A 19,460-nucleotide genomic window follows, 5' to 3' on the forward strand; every position below is an offset into this window, starting at 1 on the left:
TGGCCGCGTGGTAGCGCGGATCCCTGCCGAAGAGCGGCTGTTGAACCTCACGGTCGCCCTGCTCGGCACCGAGGTGGGGCTGACCCGGGCGCAGATCTTTCGCACCGTGACGGGGTACGCGGAGCGCACGCGCGACGGCGTCGGCGAGGACACCCTCGGGCGCATGTTCGAGCGCGACAAGGACACCCTGACGGGGCTGGGGACGCGCATCGAGGTCATCGGCGACGCGTCGAACCCCGAGGATCTGCGCGACGCGCGCTACCGGATCCCGCGCGAGGCGAACACGCTCCCGGAGGACCTCGCCTTCACCCCCGCCGAGGTCGCGCTGCTCGCCCTCGCCGCGCAGGCGTGGGGGGAGGCCTCGACGTCGCGCGAGGCGCGCGCGGGCCTGCGGAAGATTCGCGCGCTCGGGCTCGACGTCGACGAGCCGATCCTCGGGTTCTCGCCGCGCGTGCGAGCGACCGACGCGGCCTTCCCCGCGCTCCGGGACGCGATCGACCGGGCGGTCGAGGTGCGCTTTGCCTACCTGCGCCCGGGATCCGCGCGCGTGCGCGAGCGCCGCGTGCGGCCGCTCGCGCTCGTGCAATTCGAGGACCGCTGGCACCTCCACGGCGAGGACCTCTCGCTCGGGGAACCGCGGACCTTCCTGCTCAGCCGCATCGTCTCGGCCGTGACGATCGCCGGCACGCCCTTCCCGCCCGAGCTGCGTGAGGGGGCCGCCGAGCGGACCCTCGCCGCGCTCCGCGCGCTTGCCGACACCCAGAGGGCCGTCGTCGAGGTGACGGCGGGCTCCGAAGCCGCGCTCCGGCTGGGGCAGCGCGCCGCGCGGGAGGCGGGCGGCGCGCTCCGCGTCCCCATGACCGACGCGTACGTCCTGGCCGACGAGCTGGCCTCGTACGGCCCCGAGGCGCGGGTCGTGGATCCGCCGGAACTGCGCGACCTCGTCCTCGAGCGGCTGCGCGCGACGCGCGCGACCCACGAGGGGCCCGCGCGCCCGGCCCCGCCCCTCGCGGATGCGCGCCCGGCGCGCTCGCGCGCCGCGACGTTCACGGCGGACCGCGTGCGGACGGTGCTGACGCTCGTGCCGTGGCTCCTGGAGCGCGGCGAGGTGCCGGTCACGGCGATCGCGGAGGAATTCGAGCTTGCGCCCGCGGAGGTCCGGCGGCTGTTGTCGACCCTGACGCTCGTCGGCGAACCGGTCGGCGGGATGTACACGGGCGAGATGTTCGACCTCGACTGGGCGCTGTTCGACGAGCGCGACGTCGTGTCGCTGACGCACACCGTGGCGATCGAGCGCGCCCCGCGGTTCACGGCGCGCGAGGTCGCGGCGCTCGTCGCGGGCCTGCAGCTCGTCGCCGCGCTGCCCGGGGCCGCCGACGCGGCGGCCCTGGCGGAGCTGCGCGCCAAGCTTTCTCGGGGCGCGCCCGGCGCGGTCACCGACATCGTGCTCGTGGATCCGCCGACCTCCCACCAGCGCGCCGAGCTGGCGACGGCCGTGCGCGAGGGGCGGGCGGTGCGCTTTCGCTATCGACGCCCCGGGGGCGAGAGCACCGAGCGCACGGTCGACCCGTTCGGGCTCGTCCTCTCCGGCGGCGAGTGGTACCTCAAGGGGTGGTGCCACCTGCGGCGCGCGGAGCGCACCTTCCTCGTCGCGCGCATGACCGACCTCGAGGTGACGTCCGAGGAGGCGTCGCACCGCGCGCCCGTGACGCCCGAGCTCTTCGCGCCGGGCGGCGAGGACCTCCTGGCGACCGTGCGCCTGCCGACGTCGCTCGTGCCGCTCGTGGCCGACTTCCTCGAGCACGCCGAGACGGTCGCCGACGGATCCGACACGGTCGCCCGGTTCCCGATCGCCGACGTCGGCGTGGTCAGCCGTCTCGCGGCGCGCGGGGGCGGGCGCATCGAGGTGCTGGATCCGGCCGCCGCGCGCGAGGCCGCGCGAACCTGGGCCGAGGCGGGCGAGAATCTTCACCTCGCGGCGTTACACTGACTGCGTCCGTCCGCCCAACCAGGGAGTACCTATGCCTTTCGGGAACGCCGGCATCTGGCAGATTCTGCTGATCCTCGTGATCGTGCTGCTCATCTTCGGCGCGTCCCGTCTGCCGGCGCTCGCCAAGAGCCTGGGCCAGTCGGCCCGCGCGTTCAAGGGCGAGATGAAGCAGATGAAGGACGAGGGCCAGCAGGATCAGCGCCCCGCGGACGCGGCCGACACATCGGGTTCCGCGCCGTCGGAGGCCCCACGCCCCTCGGACTCGTCGCCCGACGTCAAGCCGTAACCGCCCGTGACGCGCCCTCATATCGACGAGGGATCCGCGGGCGAGCCCGATCTGCCGCGCGAGCGCCGCATGACCCTCGGCGGCCACTTGCGGGAGCTGCGGCGCCGGCTCGTCTTCGCCGTCATCGGCCTCGCGGCGGGCATGATCGTCGCCGCGTTCCTCACGGACTGGATCATCGGCTGGCTGACCTACCCGATCGAGGCGGTCGCCTCCGAGATCGGCGACGAGAGCTTCACGCGCCTGACGTTCACGACCGTGACGGGGCCGTTCGACATGCGGCTGCGGATCTCGTTCGTCGCCGGCCTCGTCCTGTCCTCTCCCGTGTGGCTGTGGCAGCTGTGGCGATTCGTGACGCCGGGGCTGACCCGGCGCGAGTTCTGGTACGCCTTCGGGTTCATGGCCGCGGCGATCCCGCTGTTCCTCGGCGGCGTCGTGCTCGCGATGTTCCTGCTCCCGAACATCATCACGATCATGGCCTCGTTCTTCCCGGACGACGTTCAACAAGTGGGCCAGATCTTCACGGCGACGGAGTACTACAACTTCGTCTTCCGCACCCTCACGATCATCGGCGTGGGGTTCGTGACCCCGGTGTTCCTCGTGGCGCTGAACCTCGCCGACGTCGTCCGGGCGAAGCAGATCGCGAAGGCGTGGCGCTGGGTGCTGCTCCTCTGCCTGGTCTTCGGCATGTTCGCCTCCCCGCCCGCAGACATGGTGACCTTCTTCCTCGTGAGCGCCATCATGTTCGTCCTGTACGCGCTCGCGGCCGGCGTGTGCTGGGTGTTCGACTGGTCGAAGAAGCGCCGCCACCCGGACCTGTTCGTCGAGTACGCGTAGCGCGCCGCGGCCCGCGGGCCCTGGCGGGATGATGGGATGGGAACCATGACCTCCGCGAGCCCCGCAGAACGCTACGCCGCCGCGCGCGCGGAGCGCGCGCACCCGGAGACGGCCGCGTTCGCCGGCCGCCAGCGGTTCGAGCTGGATCCGTTCCAGGTGGAGGGGTGCCGCGCGCTCGAGCGCGGATCCAGCGTGCTCGTCGCGGCGCCCACGGGCGCGGGCAAGACGATCGTCGGCGAGTTCGCGATTCACCTCGCGATGTCGACCCCCGGCGACAAGGCGTTCTACACGACCCCGATGAAGGCCCTGTCGAACCAGAAGTTCCGCGAGCTGCAGGACGTCTACGGGGAGGGCGAGGTCGGGCTCCTCACGGGCGACACGAACATCAACGCGCACGCCCGTGTCGTCGTCATGACGACCGAGGTGCTGCGCAACATGATCTACGCGGGCTCCTCCGCGCTCGACGGGCTGCGGTACGTCGTGATGGACGAGGTGCATTACCTCGCCGACCGGTTCCGCGGCGCCGTGTGGGAGGAGGTCATCATCCACCTCCCCGAGAGCGTCCGGCTCGTCGCGCTGTCGGCGACCGTCTCCAATGCCGAGGAGTTCGGCGATTGGCTCGCGACCGTGCGGGGCGGCACGGAAGTGATCGTCTCGGAGACCCGCCCCGTCCCGCTCGAGCAGCACGTCCTGGCGCGCGGCGAGCTCCTCCCGCTGTTCGACGAGCATGCCGGGGGATCCGAGGTCAACGGCGACCTCCTCCGGCTCGGGCGCGCGCTCCCCGGGGGATCGGGGCGCGGCCGCGGGCGGCGGCACGCCCCGCGCCCGCCTCGGGGCGCCGGGCGCCTCGACCGCGCCGCCGCGATCGACCTGCTCGCGCACCGCAACCTCCTCCCCGCGATCTTCTTCATCTTCAGCCGGGTCGGCTGCGACCAGGCCGTCGTGCAGGCGCGCCGGGCCGGCGTGCGGCTGACAACCCCGGAGGAGCGAGCGCGGATCCGCGACATCGTGCGCGAGCGCACCGCCGCGCTCGCCGACGAGGACCTCGGCGTGCTCGGCTACTTCGAGTGGGCCGAGGACCTCGAGCGCGGCATCGCGGCCCACCACGCGGGGATGCTGCCCGCGTTCAAGGAGGTCGTCGAGGAGCTCTTTCAGCGCAAGCTCGTCAAGGTCGTCTTCGCGACCGAGACGCTCGCGCTGGGCATCAACATGCCCGCGCGCACCGTCGTCCTGGAGAAGCTCGAGAAGTTCAACGGCGAGGCGCGCGTGCCCATCACCTCGGGGGAGTACACGCAGCTCACGGGGCGCGCGGGCCGGCGCGGCATCGACGTCGAGGGCCACGCCGTCGTGCACTGGACCGACGGGCTGGACGCCCGGCAGGTCGCGTCCCTCGCGTCGCGGCGCACCTATCCGCTGAACTCCTCCTTCCGGCCGACGTACAACATGGCCGTCAACCTCATCGACCAGTTTGGGCGCCGCGTCGCGCGCGAGATCCTGGAGTCGTCGTTCGCGCAGTTCCAGGCGGACCGGGCCGTGGTCGGGCTCGCCCGCGAGGTGCGGCAGGCCGACGAATCGCTCGAGGGGTATCTCGCGGCCATGCGGTGCCACCGCGGCGACTTCGCGGAGTACGCGGGGATCCGCCGCGAGCTCAGCGACCTCGAGAAGAAGGCGCGCCAGGACGTGTCGGCGTCGAAGGCGCGCCAGGAGCAGCGTCGCCAGAAGATGGCGAGCCTGCGCCGCGGTATGCAGCGCCACCCCTGTCACCGGTGCGAGGACCGCGAGCAGCACGCGCGCTGGGGCGAGCGGTACTACCAGCTGCGGCGGCGGACGGACAAGCTGCGCCGCCAGATCGAGCAGCGCACGGGGACCGTGGCGCGCCAGTTCGACCGGATCGTCGACGTGCTCGTCGCGCTCGATTACGTCGCGATCGACGGATCCGCGGCGACCCTGACGGACGCCGGTCGCCGGATGAAGCGGATCTACGGCGACCGCGACCTGCTGGTGGCCGAGGCGCTCCGGCGCGAGCTCTGGACGCGACTGGACGCCCCGGCGCTCGCGGCGCTCGCCTGCACGCTCGTCTACGAGCCGCGGCGGGGAGAGGCCGGGGGCGAGGCGCCGCTCCCGCGCGGCCCGTTCCGCGAGGCGCTCGACGCGACGGAGCGGCTCTGGGCCGAGCTCGACGACCTCGAGGAGGACCACCGCCTGCCCGGCACCCAGCCCGTCGCGCCCGGGCTCGCGCAGGCGATGCACATGTGGGCGCGCGGGCAGTTGCTGGACCGCGTCCTCGGCGCGGCCGACATGGCGGCGGGCGACTTCGTGCGCTGGGCGAAGCAGACGATCGACCTGCTCGACCAGATCTCCCTCGTCGCCGACGGCGAGCTCGCCCGCACCGCCCGCCGGGCGCTCGAGGCGGTGCGCCGCGGCATCGTCGCCTACACGGGCGTCTAGGGGGACACACCCGAGGCGGGCGCGAGCGTCACGACGGTGTTCTTAAACTCGGGCATCGCGCTGATCGGATCCGTCCGGGCGCTCGTGAGCAGGTTCGCGCTCTCCGCGCCCGGGTAGTGGAACGGGAGGAAGACAGTGTCCGGGCGGATGTCGGCGCTGAGGCGCGCGCGGGCGGTCACGACGCCCCGGGCGCCCGCGACGCGCACCGGCTCGCCCTCCGCGATTCCGCGATCGCGCGCCGTGACCGGGTGGATTTCGGCGACGAGGCTCGGGGCGGCGTCCGCGAGCTCCGGCACGCGCCGGGTCTGCGCCCCGGACTGGTAGTGGCCCATCAGGCGCCCGGTGATCAGGCTGAGCTCGCGCCCCGCAGGCGACTCCGGGGTGCGCGGGCGCACCGGGACGAGCCGGGCGCGCCCGTCGTCGTGCCAGAAGCGATCGCGGAAGAGGTGCGGCGTGCCGGACCGGCTGCCCGCGGGGAACGGCCAGTGCGCCGCGACGCCCGTGTCGAGGAGCGCGTGCGAGAGGCCCGAGTAGTCGGCGGCCCCGCCGGCGCTCGCCCGGGCGAGCTCGTCGAACACGGCCGCGGGGTCCGTCGGCCACGCGCTCGGCGCGCCGAGGCGCTCGGCAAGCTGGGCGAGGATCCACAGCTCGCTGCGCGCCTGTCCGGGCGCCGGAAGCGCTCGCCGCCGCCGGATCACGCGCCCCTCGAGGTTCGTCATGGTGCCCTCCTCCTCGGCCCACTGCAGCACGGGGAGGACGACGTCGGCGCGCTCCGCCGTCTCGGAGAGGAAGAAGTCGCTGACGACGAGGAGGTCCAGGCGGCCGAGCGCCTCGCGTACGCGGCCCGCGTCGGGCGCCGAGACGACGACGTTGGATCCGTGCACGAGCAGCGCGCGCACGCCGCCCGGGCGGCCGCACGAGTCCAGCAGCTCGACGGCGGGGATCCCCGGGCCGGGGAGCGCATCGGGCGAGATCCCCCACACGCCGGCCACGTGGGCGCGCGCCGCCGGGTCGGTGATCTTCCGATACCCCGGCAGCTGGTCGGACTTCTGGCCGTGCTCCCGGCCGCCCTGGCCGTTGCCCTGCCCCGTGAGCGTGCCGTATCCGGATCCGGGGCGCCCGACGAGGCCCAGGACGAGCGCGAGGTTGATCGCCGCGGTCGCGGTGTCCGTGCCGTCCGCGTGCTGCTCGACGCCGCGGCCCGTGAGCACGTAGGCGCTCTCGGCGCGGGCCAGACGGTGCGCGATCTCCCGCACCGTCTGTGCGGGCACGCCCGTCACGGCCTCCGTGCGCTCGGGCCACCAGGCCGACACGCTCCGGCGCAGCGCGTCGATTCCCGTCGTGCGGCGCGCCACGTACGCCTCGTCCGCGAGGCCGTCGCGCAGGACGACGTGCGTGATCCCGGCCAGCAGGGCGAGATCGGTGGCGGGCGCTGGCTGCACGTGCAGGCCCGCCCCGTCGGCCGCGAGTCGGGCGGTCGAAGAGCGCCGCGGATCCACGACGAGCAGGCCGCCGCGCGCGCGGGCGCCCTGCAGGTGCTGGACGAACGGCGGCATCGTGTCCCCGACGTTGCTGCCGAGCAGGAGGACGACGTCGGCCGTATCGAGGTCCGACACGGGGAAGGGCAGGCCGCGGTCGAGCCCGAAGGCGCGATTCGCCGCCGCGGCGGCGGACGACATGCAGAATCGCCCGTTGTAGTCGATGCGGCTCGTGCCGAGCGCGACGCGCGCGAACTTGCCGAGGAGGTACGCCTTCTCGTTCGTGAGGCCCCCGCCGCCGAAGACGCCGATCGCGTCCGCGCCCGACGCGCGGCGAATCTCGCTAAGCCGGGCGGCGATCGTCTCGAGCGCCTCGTCCCACGTCGCCTCGCGCAGCGCGCCCCGTTGACGGATGAGCGGGGAGGTGAGCCGATCGCCGCGGCCGAGGAGCTCAGCGGAGGTCCACCCCTTGCGGCACAACCCGCCGCGATTGGTCGGGAAGTCCCGGCCGCGGACCTCGATCGCGGGACCGCCCGGCGCCCCGGGGGCGAGGGTCATGGCGCACTGCAGTGCGCAGTACGGGCAGTGAGTGTCGCTCATGCGGCCGGCTCCCATGCCGCGAGCATCTCGTTGATCCGCGCGCGGCAGCCCCCGCAGCCGGTGCCGGCGCGCGTCGCGCGACCGACGTCCTCGACGCTTCGGCACCCGTCCTCCGCGAGCGCCTGCTCGATGCGCCCCGCCGTGACCGCGTTGCACATGCACACGGTGCGGTCCGCGCCGGAGGCGGGCGGGGCCTCGTCGGCCGCGTCGCGCCGGAGCAGGAGCGACCGGTCGCTCGGCAGCTCCGCTCCGCGCTGGTAGAGCAGGGCCAGCTCGGCCGCGGCGCGCGGCATTCCCACCGCGACGAACCCCGCGAGCACGCCGCCCGTCGTCTGCATGGACAGGTAGGTGCCGTGCGCGGGATCCGCCCAGAGCGCGACCTCGGGGGCCTGTTCCCCGGAGGGAACCGGGGCGAACGGGTCGGCGGGCGCGGATCCCGCGGCGACGAGGTCGAGCTGGCTCGCCTTGAGGAGGACCACGCCGGGCGCCTCCTCGATGAACGGTGCGTGGGGCCGCCCCTTGAGGGTGGCCAGGATGTCCGCCGCGAGCCACTCGGCCTGGCGCCAACCGGGCCCGACCAGCCCGCTGGGGCCGCCCGGCACGTCCCGGACGTGCGCGAATTCCTCCGGGCCCGCCACGTGCGCGACGTCGCCGATCGCGTGGATTCGCGGATCCGTCCAGGAGCGGAGGCGCTCGTCGACGAGGACGCCGCGCGCCGTGCGCAGCCCGGCGCTGGAGGCTAGCTCGTCGCGCGGGGTCACCCCGCACGAGAGGACGAGCAGGTCGCCCCGGATGACCTTGCCGTCGCCCGAGACGAGGGCGCGAAACGCGCGCCGCCCGGCGACCTCGTCCGTCACGATCGCCTCGGCGCGCGTGTGCGGCACGACTCGGACGCCCGCGGCCGCGAGCTGATCCGTGACGACCCGGGCGGCGCCGCGGTCGAGCTGGCGCGGCATCGGCGCCGGCCCGAAATGCGCGAGGGCGGGCCGTGCGCCCGCGGCGGCCAGGAGGAGCGCCAGCTCGAGCCCGAGCACGCCGGCGCCCAGCACGACGATGCGCCCGCCGGCCTCGGAGACGCGGCGCACGCGCTCCGCGTCGCCGAGTGTCCGTAGCCCGCAGACGCCGTCGGTAAGGACGTCGTCGAGCCCGGATCCGTCGGTGCCCGCGACGTCCAGCCCGTCGAGCGCGGGAACGCGGGCGCGTGCTCCCGTCGCGAGGACGAGGCGGTCGAAGGGGACCCGGCCGCCGCCCTCGAGCTCGACCTCGCCGCGGGCGCGGTCGATCGCGACCGCGACCTGACCGGTGCGCACGCTCGCGCCCGCGTCGGTGAGCTCCTGCGGGTCCGCGATCGCGAGCTGGGAGGCGGGCAGGTCGCCGGCGGCGTGCTCGGCCAGGAGGATCCGGTTGTACGGGGCGCCCTCCTCGGCCCCGAGAACCGTGAGGTCGACGCGGCCGTCGCGCACGGCGGGCAGCAGGTCCTCGGCGAACCGCACCCCGACCGGCCCGAAGCCGACGAGGACGACGCGCAGCGGATCCGTCATACGATGCGTCCCGCCAGCGACGCGCGGGGCACGAGATACACGGTCGCCGTCACGATGCCGAGCGCGAGGTAGAAGGCCACGAAGCCCCAGAACGCGGGGACGTAGGAGCCGCTCGCGGCCTGGGACGCGTTGAGCACCTGCGGAATCAGGAAGCCGCCGTAGGCGCCGAGCGCGGAGATGAGGCCGAGCGCAGCGGCGCCCTGGCGCTGCGTCGACACCGCGTGTTCCTCGCCGGCCGTCGCGGCGCCGCGCGCCGCGAAGATCGACGGGATCATGCGGTAGGTCGCGCCGTTGCCGACGCCCGTCGCGCAGAACAACACGAGGAAGCACCCGAGGAACAGCCAGAAGCTCCCGAGCGGGAGGGTGGCGATGAGGGCCAGGGTGGCCGCGATCATGACGCCCAGCGCGACGATCGTCATGCGGGCGCCGCCGAGCCGGTCCGCGAGGCGGCCGCCGTAGGGCCGGGCGAGCGAGCCGACGAGGGCGCCCAGGAAGGCGAGCGAGAGCGAGGCCGCGCCGACGGAGAAGGTGGAAAACGCCGGGAACTGGTCCGCGATGAGCTTCGGGAATACCCCGGCGAAGCCGATGAACGAGCCGAAGGTGCCGATGTACAGCAGCGCCATGATCCACAGATGCGGCTCGCGCAGGGCGGCGGCGGCGCCGGCGACGTCGCTGCGGGCGGCCGAGAGGTTGTCCATGAAGCGCCACGCGCCCCACATCGCGACGAGGATGAGCGGGACCCACATGAACCCCGCGAGCGAGAGGTTGAGGGTCCCGGCGGCGCCGAGGGTGACGGCGATCGGGACGAGCAGCTGCGCCACGGCCGCCCCGATGTTGCCGCCGGCCGCGTTCAGCCCGAGCGCCCAGCCCTTCTCGCGCTGCGGGAAGAAGAAGGTGATGTTCGCCATCGAGCTGGCGAAGTTGCCGCCGCCGACGCCCCCGAGCGCGGCCACGAGCAGCAGCACGGGATAGGGCGTCTCCGGGTGCTGCACGACGACACCCAGGAGGACCGCGGGGACGAGCAGGAGCCCCGCGGACACGATCGTCCAATTGCGTCCGCCGAAGCGGGCGACCATGAACGTGTAGGGGAAGCGCAGCGTCGCGCCGACGAGGCTCGCGACGGAGATGAGCCAGAACTGCTGCCCCGACGTCAGCGCGAATCCGGCCGCCGGGAGCATCACGACGACGATGCTCCACAGCTGCCACACGACGAAGCCGAGGAACTCCGCGAAGACCGACCAGCCCAGGTTCCGCCGCGCGATCCGCCGACCCTCACCGGCCCACTGCTCCGGACCCTCGGGATTCCATCCGTCGATCCAGCGCCCGGGGCGCGTGGCGAGCCCGCTCGCCGACGGAGCGTGTGCGGGCCGCGTGCGTGTCGTGCCGATAGGAGCGCTCATGTGTCCTCCGAGGGGTGCGTCGACGGTTCGCCCCCGAGGCTAGGCGCGGCGTGTTTCCCGCCCCGTGGCGGCCACGTGACGCGTGCGTCACCTTTCGATCACGGGCGGACCCCTCGCGCCGGGAGCGCGGCGTAACGCGCCGGAAACAGGGCCCGCGACCGTAGAATCGCAGGATGCGCATCGACATCGTGACGATCTTCCCCGGGTTCTTCGATGTGCTCGACGTCTCGCTGATCGGGAAGGCGCGCGGATCCGGGATCCTGGACCTGCGCGTGCACGACCTCCGCGACGGCGCGCACGACCGCCACCGCACGGTCGACGACACCCCCTACGGTGGGGGCGCCGGCATGGTCATGAAGCCCGAACCGTGGGGCGAGAGCCTCGACCCGCTGCTCGAGGACGACGCCGTGCTCGTCGTGCCGACGCCGTCGGGCGAGGTCTTCACGCAGAAGACGGCGCGCGAGCTCGCCGGCGAGGAGCGCCTCGTGTTCGCGTGCGGGCGGTACGAGGGCATCGACCAGCGCGTCCTCGACCACTACGCGGCGCGTGGGCGGGTCCGGCTCGTGAGCATCGGCGACTACGTCCTGAACGGCGGCGAGGTCGCGGCGATGGCGATGATCGAGGCGATCGGGCGGCTCGTCCCCGGCGTCGTGGGCAACCCCGAGAGCCTCGTCGAGGAATCGCACGAGCTCGGCATGCTGGAGTACCCGATCTACACCAAGCCCGCCGAGTGGCGCGGGCTCGCCGTCCCGGAGGTGCTCCTCAGCGGCCACCACGGCCGCGTCGCCGAGTGGCGGCGCGAGCAGGCGCTCGAACGCACGCGGCAGCGCCGCCCCGACCTGCTCGCGGAGGACGAGCGGTGAGGGCCGTCGTCATCACCGTGAGCGATCGCTCCGCCGCGGGAACGCGCGGCGACCTCGCGGGCCCCGCGGCCGTGTCCGCCCTGCGCGAGGCGGGCTACGCCGCCGCCGATGCCATCGTCGTCCCCGACGGTGCGGAGAGCGTCGAGGGCGCCCTTCGCGCCGCGCTCGCCGCGGGGGCTCGCCTCGTCGTTACGACCGGAGGCACGGGGATCGCGCCGCGCGATCGGACCCCGGAGGGCACGGCGCGGGTGATCGATCGGGAGGTGCCCGGGATCGGCGAGGAGCTGCGCCGGCGCGGCGCGGCGGAGGCCCCGGGCGGGCTCCTCTCGCGCGGCATCGCGGGCGTGGCGGGCGACGCGCTCGTGGTCAACCTGCCCGGGAGCCCGAAGGCGGTCGCCAGCGGCATGCCCGTCGTGCTCGCGGTCGCCGGTCACGCCCTCGGCCAGCTCGGCGGGGCCGACCATGGGTGAGGTGCGGATCGCGGCGATCTCGGCGGATCCGATCTCGGTCTCGGAGCACTCCGCGGTGGTGGACGACCCGCGCATGGGCGCCGAGACGAGCTTTGTCGGCCGCGTGCGCGACCACGACCCGGACGCCGCGGGCGTCGTCGCCGCGCTCGAGTACTCTGCGCACCCCGATGCCGAGCGGATCCTCGGCGAACTGGCCGAGCGCCACGCGGCGCGCACGGGCGCGCTCGTCGCGGTGAGCCACCGGGTGGGGCGCCTCGCGGTCGGCGACGTTGCGGTGGCGATCGCCGTGAGCGCGCCGCACCGGGCCGAGGCGTTCGAGGCGTGCCGGGCGATCATCGAGGACATCAAGCGGGAGCTTCCCGTGTGGAAGCGCCAGATCGAGGACGACGGCCGGACGGCCTGGAAGGGCCTCGGCGGCTGAGCCCGCTCGGGGCTTAGCCGCCCGCGAAGGGCGGCAGGATGTCGACCGTGCGGGCGCCCGCGAGGTCCGCGTCGCCGTCGTGACGGGACCCGTCCACGAGGATCGAGCAGCGGTCGATGACGCCGGCGAGCGCGGGGTGATCGGCGACCAGGGCCGCGCGGAGCGCGGCGAGGCTCGTCTCGTGCCGCCCCTCCTCGGGCGTGCCCGCCGCGTCCTCGGCGGCGGCGAAGAACCGGACACGGACCATCACGCGCGCCAGTTCGTGGCGAGCTCGGACGCCGCCGCGATCGCGCGCTCGGCGGCCCCCGGATCGGCGTTGCGGCCCGCGGCGAGCCCTGCGAGGAAGGCCGTGAGGGGCGCGGCGGGCCGGGCGACGCCGTGCGCGACGTCGCGGGCGAGATCCAGAACCGCGGAGACGTCCACCTCGGCGGGGTCGAGGCCGAGCCGATCGCAGGCCGCGCGCGTCCAGGCCTCGAGCGCCTCGGGCGGCAGGTGCGCGCTCACGCGATGCCCTCGCCCTCGCGCGTCCAGGATCCGCTGCGCCCGCCCGTCTTCGCGACGACGCGCGCGTTCTCGATGAGCGCGGAACGGTCAATGCCCTTCACCATGTCGAGCACGCTGAGCGCCGCCACCGTCGCGGCCGTGATGGCCTCCATCTCGACCCCGGTCCGGTCGGCCGTGCGCACGGTCGCCTCGATCGCGACGCCGTCGCCCGTCACCTCGAGGTCGACGCGCGCGCCGTGCACGCCGATCGCGTGCGCGAGCGGGAGGAGCTCCGGGGTGCGCTTGGCGGCGCCGATTCCGGCGATCCGCGCGACCGCGAGGACGTCCCCCTTCGGCACGGAGCCGTCGCGGAGGGCGGCGACAGTGGCGGGCGCCGCGCGCACGAACGCCCGCGCGGTCGCCGAGCGGACGGTCGGCTGCTTGTCGGTGACGTCGACCATGCGGGCGTGGCCCGCGTCGTCGAGGTGCGTGAAAACGGGGGAGGTCATGACACCAGCATGACATCGAGGACGTCGCCCGGCGCGACCGCGGCGACGTCCTCGGGGACGATCGCGTATCCCTCGGCGCGGCCGAGGCCGCCCGCGAGGTGGGAGCCGGATCCGCCGCCCGTCGCCGGGACGACGCGCCAGGGCCAGGCCTCGCGGAGGACCCGCACGGGCAGGTACTGCCGGCGCGCGGGGGGCGTGCGCCATCCGGTCGCGGCCGCGAGGCGCAGGCGCGGCCGCTCCGTCGCCGCCCGCCCCTGCAGCGCGAATAGCGCGGGCCGCACGAACAGCTCGAAGGACACCGCGACGCTGACGGGGTTGCCGGGGAGGCCGAAGAACAGCGCGCCGCCGTCCAGCGCGCCGAACGCCTGCGGCTTGCCGGGCTGCATCGCCACGCGGCGGAAGTCGACCCGATCCGCCAGCGCGAGGCGCACCGGCTCGTAGGCGCCCTGGCTCACCCCGCCCGAGGTGACGATCGCGTCGGCGCCCGCGTGGGCTTCGACGAGGCGCGCGAGCTCCTCCGGGTCGTCGCCGACGCGGAACGCGGTCACCTCGGCGCCGCACTCGCGGGCCAGCAGCGCGAGGAGGGTCGAGTTCGAGTCGGGAATCTCGCCGGGCCGCGGAGCGGCGCCCGGCGCGACGAGCTCGGCGCCCGTCGAGACGACGACGACGCGCGGCCGGGGCGCGACGCGGACCCGCGCGACGCCCGCCGCGACGAGCGCCGCGACCTGGAGCGGGCCGAGCGCGGTCCCGGCGGGGAGCACCTCGTCCCCGACACCGACGTCCTCCGCGCGGCGCCGCACGTGCGCCCCGATCGCCGACGGGCGCTCGACGATCGCGCGCTCGAGCGAATCCGCCAGCCCGGCGCGCGTCGCCTCGAACGGCACGATCGCGTCGGCGCCGACGGGCAGAGGCGCGCCCGTCATGATGCGGGCCGCGGCGCCGGGCGGCAGCGGGTCGGGAGAGCCTGGGCCCGCGGGAATGTCGGCGGCGACCGGGAGTACCCGCGGCGCGTCGGCGCGGGCGCCCGCGACGTCCCCCGCGCGGACCGCGAACCCGTCCATGGCGGAGTTGTCGAAGGCCGGGACGTCGAGGCCCGCGCGCGCCGACGCGGCCAGCGTGCGCCCCGAGGCGTCGACGGTGCGGATCTCCTCCGGCTCCTGCGGCCGGACCCGGGCCATGATGTCGGCGGCGTGCTCCTCGACGGAGATCACGCCGCTCACGCGCGCCCGCCCGGTCGCTCGATCGCGCCCGTCCATCCGGCCATGCCCCCCGCGACGGACCGGGCACGCACGCCCACCCGACCGAGCGCGGCCGCGGCGCGCTCGGCGCGCGGACCGGCCTGGCACACGACGGCCACATCGCGCCCGTCCGCCGCGCGCGCGACCGCCGCGGGGTCGGCGAGGAGCCGTCCGAGCGGGAGCAGGAGGGCGCCGGGGATGACGCCGGTCCGGTGCTCCTCGGGCTCGCGCACGTCGATCACGAGGCCGGCGCCGGCGAGCGGATCCGCCTCGCCCGTCCGCTCCGGCAACGGGCTGCCCGACAGCGTCGCCGGGGCGAGGGGCACCTCGCGCGTCGTGGAACGGAGCGCGTCGACGACCGCGACGCGGCCGAGGAGCGGCTCCCCGATCCCCGCCACGAGCAGGAGGACCTGTGTCGCCATGATCGCGCCGACCTGGTGGACGACGGGCGTGAGCACGCCGACCTCGGCGCAGGTGGGGACGCCGCCCGCGGGCTCGCCCGGGAACAGGTCCGTGAGCCGCGTCGGGGCGTGCCCGGCCGGAGGATCCGACCAGAACACCGTGACCTGTCCCGCCGTCTCCTGCACGACGCCCCACACGAGCGGGACGCCGCTCGCGGCGCACCAGGATCCGACGATCTGGCGGGTCGCCATCGTGTCGGTGCCGTCGACGACGATGTCCGTCCCCGCGAGGAGGCGGGCCGCGTTGTCCGCGTCCAGCCGCTCGCGGACGGCGTCGACGCGGCATTCGGGCGCGATGTCGGCCGCGACCCGCACGGCGCTGTCGACCTTCGCGTGGCCGATGTCGGCGATGCGGTGCAGCCCCTGGCGCTGCAGGTTGGTCAGCTCGACGTCGTCGTCGTCGATGACGCTGAGCCGGCCGATCCCGGCCGCGGCGAGCGCCTGGACGACGGGCGAGCCGAGCCCGCCCGCGCCGACGACGGCCACGTGGGCGGCGGCGAAGCGCCGCTGTCCCACGGCGCCGAGGTCCGCCAGCGCGAGATGCCGGGCGGTGCGGCGCTCCTCCTCCGCGGAGAGGGAGGACACGGGGGCGACGCGCGGGGGGAGGGGCATGCCCGAAAGCGTACCGAGCGGGAGCCCGCCAGGCGCCGGTGTGTTGAGATAGGGGGTATGCGCCGACTCGCCGCCGTTCTCCTGCTCGCCGCGGCGTTCGGCGCGCCGGCGTGCTCCGCCGGCGCCGAGGCCTCCGCGCCGCAGCTGCGCGTCGCGGCGGCGGCCTCGCTGCAGGGCGCGTTCGAGGAGATCGCCACGGCGTTCCGCGCGGCCCACCCCGAGATCGAGCTCGCGCCGATCACGTACGACGGGTCGTCGACCCTGGCGACGCAGATCGCGGAGGGCGCGCCCGTCGACGTCGCAGCCTTCGCCGACGAGGCGACGATGGCACGCATCGCGGATCAGACGGAGGCCCCCGAGATCTTCGCGACCAACTCGCTGGTGATCGCGGTCCCGGAGGGCGAGGGGGTGGTCGAGACGCTCGAGGACCTCACGGATCCGGGTCTGGACGTCGTGCTCTGCGCGCCCGAGGTGCCGTGCGGCGCGGCGGCGCGCACGGCGCTCGACGGCGCCGGGCTCGTCGTCGACGCCGCGAGCCTCGAGCAGAACGTCACGGCCGTCGCCACGAAGGTGGCGGAGGGCGCCGCCGACGCGGGCCTCGTCTATCGCACCGATGCGGCGGCGATCGCCGGCCTCGACGCCGTCAGCGACGCGCGCCTCGACGCCGTCGTGAACTCGTATCCGCTCGCGGTGACGCGCGCCACGGACGCCCCGGACGCGGCCGCCGCGTTCGTCGACTTCGTCACGTCGGACGAGGGGCGCGCGATCCTCACCGAGGCGGGATTCGGGGTGCCCCAGTGACGTTCCCGGCCCCCGCGCACGCCGCCCGCCCCGCGCCCGCGCGGGCGTTTGTGCCGCGGTTCGTCTACGTCCCCGCGGCGGTCGCCCTCGTGTTCCTCGTTCTGCCGCTGGTCGCTCTCGTCGCGCGGGCGAACTGGGCGACGTTCGTGCCCGACGTGACCACGCCGGCCGCCGTCGACGCGCTCGCCCTCTCGCTCGGCACGGCGGTCGTCGCGACGGGGATCTGCGTGATCGTGGGCGTGCCGCTCGCCCTCGGCATCGCCCGCGCGCCCCGCGCGCTCGCCGCGGTGCTGCGCGTCGTGGTGACGGTTCCCCTCGTGTTGCCGCCCATGGTCGGCGGCGTCGCCCTCCTGTTTCTGTTCGGCGCGTCGAGCCCCGTGGGCGCCTGGCTCGACGCCCGCGGGCTCGGTCTTCCGTTCACCACCGTGGCCGTCGTCCTCGCCCAGATCTTCGTCGCCCTGCCGTTCCTCGTGCTCTCCGTCGAGGGGGCCCTGCGCACCGCCGGCACCGATTTCGAGCGCACGGCGGCGGCGCTCGGCGCCGGGCGATTCACGACGCTGCGCCGGGTGACCCTCCCTCTGGCCGCGGACGGGATCGTCGCGGGAACGATCCTCTGCTTCGCCCGAGCGATCGGCGAGTTCGGTGCGACCGCGCTGTTCGCCGGCAACGCACCGGGCGTGACACAGACGATGCCGCTCGCGATCTACACGGCCTTCAACGGATCCGGCGTGGGCCAGGGCCCGGCGGTCGCCCTCGCGCTTGTGCTGCTCGCGACCGTCCTCGTCGTCCTCCTCCTCGTACGGGCCTGGCGCCCCGGGGGTGCGCGATGACGCGGAGATCGGGCGCGACGGCGCTGTCCGGGCGGGTGGTCGTCGACCGGGGCCGCGGGTTCCGGCTCGACGTATCGCTCGAGGTGCCGAGCGGCGAGGTCGTCGCCGTGATGGGCCCCAGCGGGGCCGGCAAGTCGACGCTGCTCGCGGCCCTGTCGGGCGACCAGCGCCTGACGGACGGTCAGGTGACGATCGGCGCGCACCGCATCACCCGCCGCCGCGCGGCGGATCCCCGCCGGGGCGGCGTGGTGCTGCTCCGACAGAATCCGCTGCTCTTCCCGCACCTGTCCGTGCGGGAGAACGTCGCGTTCGGCCTCAGGGCGCACGGCGCGCCGCGCACCCGCGCGCTGGCCGAGGCCGACGAGTGGCTCTGGCGCGTCGGGCTCTCCGGATCCGGGGATCACCGACCGCGCGAGCTGTCGGGCGGCCAGCAGCAGCGCGTGGCCCTCGCCCGCGCCCTCGCGACCTCGCCGCGCCTGCTCCTCCTCGACGAGCCGCTCACCTCGCTCGATCCCGAGACCGCGAGCGACATCCGCGCGCTCCTGCGCGAGCAGCTCGCCGCCACGCTCACGACGACGCTCCTCGTCACGCACGACGCGTTCGACGCCGCCGCGCTCGCGGACCGGCTGATCGTTATCGAGAACGGCGAGGTGACCCAGCGCGGCGCGGTGCGCGAGGTGCTCGCGAGCCCCGCGACGCGCTTCGTGGCGGCGGCGGCCGGGCTGAACCGCTTGCGGGGCACCGCGCGCGCGGGCGCCTGGGAGGGCACGGCCTTCGGCGAACCCCTCCGGATCGCCGGCGACGCCCGCGGCGCGGCGCTCGCCGACGGGGACGAGATCGACGCCGTGTTCCGGCCGGCGGACGCGCAGGTGGCCCCGGCCCCGGAGGAGACGTGGACGGGCGCGCTCCGCGTCGCGCGCGGCCTTCCGGATCCTGGCGGGCCGTGGCTCGCCCGCGTTCGGCGCCTGGACCCGGCGCCCGGCGGCGCCCGCGTGCACGTCGCGGAGCCCGAGATGACGATCGACGTGTCGTCCGCGCTCGTCGCGGCCATGCGCCTTGCTCCCGGGGATCCGGTGCGGGTGTCGGTCCCGTCGGAACACGTGCGGCTCGTGCCGGTCGCGAGGCGAACCTCATGAGCGCCGTCCCCGTGCGCCTCGCGGGCGCGCCGCCCCGGGAGACCGGAGAGGCCCCGACGTCGGGCCCCCTCGTCGACCGGTTCGGACGCGTGCACCGCGACCTGCGGGTGTCGCTCACCGACCGCTGCTCCCTTCGGTGCACGTACTGCATGCCGGAGCAGGGGAACGAGTGGCTCGCGAAGCAGAGCATCCTCGATCGGGACGAGATCGTGCGGATCGCGCGCATCGCCGCCGACCACGGCATCACGACGTTCCGGTTGACCGGCGGCGAGCCGCTGCTGCGCCGCGACATCGTCGCCGTCGTCGAGGAGATCGCGCGCATCGAGGGGCCGGAGGGCCCCGTGCGAGTGGCGATGACGACGAACGGCATCGGGCTGGACCGCGTCCTGCCCGCGCTCGTCGACGCGGGGCTTACGCGCCTCAACATCTCGATCGACACGATCCGCGCCGACCGCTTCCGCGACCTCACCCGCCGCGACCGCCTGGACGACGTGTTCGCGGGCATCCGCGCGGCGGCGGCGTCGCCGCTGCGCCCCCTCAAGCTCAACGCGGTCGCGATGCGCGGGGTCAACGACGACGAGCTCGTCGACCTCGTGCAGTTCGCGCTGGACCACGATGCCGAGATGCGCTTCATCGAGCAGATGCCCCTCGACGCCAGCCACACCTGGGATCGCTCGCAGATGGTCACGCGCGAGGAGATCCTCGCCGCGCTCTCGGAGCGCTGGTCGCTGACCCCCGTACCGGGGCGCGGCGGGGCTCCCGCGGAATCCTGGCGGCTCGACGGATCCGGTCGCACGGTCGGCGTGATCGCCTCCGTGACCGCGCCGTTCTGCGGGGACTGCGATCGCCTCCGGCTCACGGCCGACGGGCAGCTGCGCAACTGCCTCTTCTCGCACCGCGAGTTCGACCTCGTACCGGTGCTGCGCGGCGGCGGCAGCGACGCCGACATCGAGCGCGTCCTGCGCGCGTGCATCTGGAAGAAGCTGCCCGGGCACGCGATCAACGACCCGGGCTTCCTGCAGCCGGGCCGGGGCATGAACGCGATCGGCGGCTGAGCGG

Annotated in this window: 19 protein-coding genes; 11 read left to right on the plus strand and 8 right to left on the minus strand. The window is 74.9% G+C overall.

Annotated features, from left to right (window positions below):
* The first annotated feature begins 7 nt into the window (after positions 1-7).
* The 4 genes from G8E01_RS06315 to G8E01_RS06330 are packed head-to-tail and all read left to right on the plus strand — an operon-like array spanning position 8 to position 5,558.
* Positions 8-1,990 (plus strand): WYL domain-containing protein, encoded by a 1,983-nt coding sequence (locus G8E01_RS06315; protein WP_166317357.1) that lies wholly within the window; start codon positions 8-10, stop codon positions 1,988-1,990.
* 31 nt (positions 1,991-2,021) lie between these two features.
* The gene (tatA, locus tag G8E01_RS06320) at positions 2,022-2,276 is read left to right on the plus strand and encodes a twin-arginine translocase TatA/TatE family subunit (RefSeq protein ID WP_155048313.1); all 255 of its coding nucleotides are present in this window, start codon (positions 2,022-2,024) and stop codon (positions 2,274-2,276) included.
* Positions 2,277-2,282: 6 nt separating this feature from the next.
* A complete protein-coding gene (gene tatC, locus G8E01_RS06325) occupies positions 2,283-3,110 on the plus strand; it encodes a twin-arginine translocase subunit TatC (protein ID WP_166317360.1) in 828 nt (275 codons plus the stop codon).
* A 45-nt stretch (positions 3,111-3,155) separates the two neighbouring features.
* Positions 3,156-5,558 (plus strand): DEAD/DEAH box helicase, encoded by a 2,403-nt coding sequence (locus G8E01_RS06330; protein ID WP_205827236.1) that lies wholly within the window; start codon positions 3,156-3,158, stop codon positions 5,556-5,558.
* On the opposite strand, the gene G8E01_RS06335 is transcribed toward G8E01_RS06330, so the two are convergent.
* From G8E01_RS06335 to G8E01_RS06345, 3 genes are read right to left on the minus strand one after another with little or no spacing between them, the layout of a single operon-like run.
* Positions 5,555-7,636, minus strand: a complete 2,082-nt coding sequence (locus G8E01_RS06335) for a molybdopterin oxidoreductase family protein (RefSeq protein ID WP_420826043.1) — start codon at positions 7,634-7,636, stop codon at positions 5,555-5,557. The two genes, G8E01_RS06330 and G8E01_RS06335, sit on opposite strands and share 4 nt — an antisense overlap.
* A complete protein-coding gene (locus tag G8E01_RS06340; RefSeq protein ID WP_166317369.1) occupies positions 7,633-9,177 on the minus strand; it encodes an FAD-dependent oxidoreductase in 1,545 nt (514 codons plus the stop codon). Before G8E01_RS06340 ends, G8E01_RS06335 begins: the two co-directional genes overlap by 4 nt.
* Complete coding sequence (locus tag G8E01_RS06345) at positions 9,174-10,577, minus strand: MFS transporter (protein ID WP_166317372.1); 1,404 nt, start codon at positions 10,575-10,577, stop codon at positions 9,174-9,176. Before G8E01_RS06345 ends, G8E01_RS06340 begins: the two co-directional genes overlap by 4 nt.
* Before the next feature lie 173 nt (positions 10,578-10,750).
* Between G8E01_RS06345 and trmD the strand changes: the two genes are divergently transcribed.
* Genes trmD through G8E01_RS06360 form a run of 3 tightly spaced genes read left to right on the plus strand, consistent with a single transcriptional unit; the run spans position 10,751 to position 12,331 of the window.
* The gene (trmD, locus tag G8E01_RS06350) at positions 10,751-11,440 is read left to right on the plus strand and encodes a tRNA (guanosine(37)-N1)-methyltransferase TrmD (protein WP_166317375.1); all 690 of its coding nucleotides are present in this window, start codon (positions 10,751-10,753) and stop codon (positions 11,438-11,440) included.
* Positions 11,437-11,910, plus strand: a complete 474-nt coding sequence (locus G8E01_RS06355) for a molybdenum cofactor synthesis domain-containing protein (RefSeq protein WP_166317378.1) — start codon at positions 11,437-11,439, stop codon at positions 11,908-11,910. The genes trmD and G8E01_RS06355 overlap by 4 nt, the downstream gene beginning before the upstream one ends.
* The gene (locus G8E01_RS06360; protein WP_166317381.1) at positions 11,903-12,331 is read left to right on the plus strand and encodes a molybdenum cofactor biosynthesis protein MoaE; all 429 of its coding nucleotides are present in this window, start codon (positions 11,903-11,905) and stop codon (positions 12,329-12,331) included. The genes G8E01_RS06355 and G8E01_RS06360 overlap by 8 nt, the downstream gene beginning before the upstream one ends.
* A 13-nt stretch (positions 12,332-12,344) precedes the next feature.
* On the opposite strand, the gene G8E01_RS06365 is transcribed toward G8E01_RS06360, so the two are convergent.
* The 5 genes from G8E01_RS06365 to G8E01_RS06385 are packed head-to-tail and all read right to left on the minus strand — an operon-like array spanning position 12,345 to position 15,634.
* Positions 12,345-12,578 (minus strand): MoaD/ThiS family protein, encoded by a 234-nt coding sequence (locus G8E01_RS06365; protein ID WP_166319770.1) that lies wholly within the window; start codon positions 12,576-12,578, stop codon positions 12,345-12,347.
* A complete protein-coding gene (locus tag G8E01_RS06370) occupies positions 12,578-12,835 on the minus strand; it encodes a DUF6457 domain-containing protein (protein ID WP_166317384.1) in 258 nt (85 codons plus the stop codon). The genes G8E01_RS06365 and G8E01_RS06370 overlap by 1 nt, the downstream gene beginning before the upstream one ends.
* The gene (gene moaC, locus G8E01_RS06375; protein ID WP_155048321.1) at positions 12,832-13,323 is read right to left on the minus strand and encodes a cyclic pyranopterin monophosphate synthase MoaC; all 492 of its coding nucleotides are present in this window, start codon (positions 13,321-13,323) and stop codon (positions 12,832-12,834) included. The genes G8E01_RS06370 and moaC overlap by 4 nt, the downstream gene beginning before the upstream one ends.
* The gene (locus tag G8E01_RS06380; protein WP_338100761.1) at positions 13,320-14,543 is read right to left on the minus strand and encodes a molybdopterin molybdotransferase MoeA; all 1,224 of its coding nucleotides are present in this window, start codon (positions 14,541-14,543) and stop codon (positions 13,320-13,322) included. Before G8E01_RS06380 ends, moaC begins: the two co-directional genes overlap by 4 nt.
* A complete protein-coding gene (locus G8E01_RS06385; RefSeq protein ID WP_166317390.1) occupies positions 14,540-15,634 on the minus strand; it encodes a HesA/MoeB/ThiF family protein in 1,095 nt (364 codons plus the stop codon). Before G8E01_RS06385 ends, G8E01_RS06380 begins: the two co-directional genes overlap by 4 nt.
* Positions 15,635-15,691: 57 nt before the next feature.
* On the opposite strand from G8E01_RS06385, the gene modA reads away from it, so the two are divergent.
* Genes modA through moaA form a run of 4 tightly spaced genes read left to right on the plus strand, consistent with a single transcriptional unit; the run spans position 15,692 to position 19,456 of the window.
* Positions 15,692-16,435 (plus strand): molybdate ABC transporter substrate-binding protein, encoded by a 744-nt coding sequence (gene modA, locus G8E01_RS06390; RefSeq protein ID WP_166317393.1) that lies wholly within the window; start codon positions 15,692-15,694, stop codon positions 16,433-16,435.
* Entirely contained in the window at positions 16,432-17,265 is an 834-nt protein-coding gene (locus G8E01_RS06395) for an ABC transporter permease (RefSeq protein ID WP_166317396.1), read from the plus strand. The genes modA and G8E01_RS06395 overlap by 4 nt, the downstream gene beginning before the upstream one ends.
* Positions 17,262-18,401 carry an ABC transporter ATP-binding protein gene (locus tag G8E01_RS06400; protein ID WP_205827237.1) on the plus strand — a complete coding sequence of 380 codons (1,140 nt, stop codon included), beginning with the start codon at positions 17,262-17,264 and terminating at the stop codon, positions 18,399-18,401. The genes G8E01_RS06395 and G8E01_RS06400 overlap by 4 nt, the downstream gene beginning before the upstream one ends.
* Positions 18,398-19,456 (plus strand): GTP 3',8-cyclase MoaA, encoded by a 1,059-nt coding sequence (gene moaA, locus G8E01_RS06405; RefSeq protein WP_166317399.1) that lies wholly within the window; start codon positions 18,398-18,400, stop codon positions 19,454-19,456. The genes G8E01_RS06400 and moaA overlap by 4 nt, the downstream gene beginning before the upstream one ends.
* The last annotated feature ends 4 nt before the right edge of the window (positions 19,457-19,460 follow it).

Origin of the sequence: Microbacterium excoecariae, from assembly GCF_011326725.1 — a bacterium.
Classification (GTDB): Bacteria; Actinomycetota; Actinomycetes; order Actinomycetales; family Microbacteriaceae; genus Microbacterium; species Microbacterium excoecariae.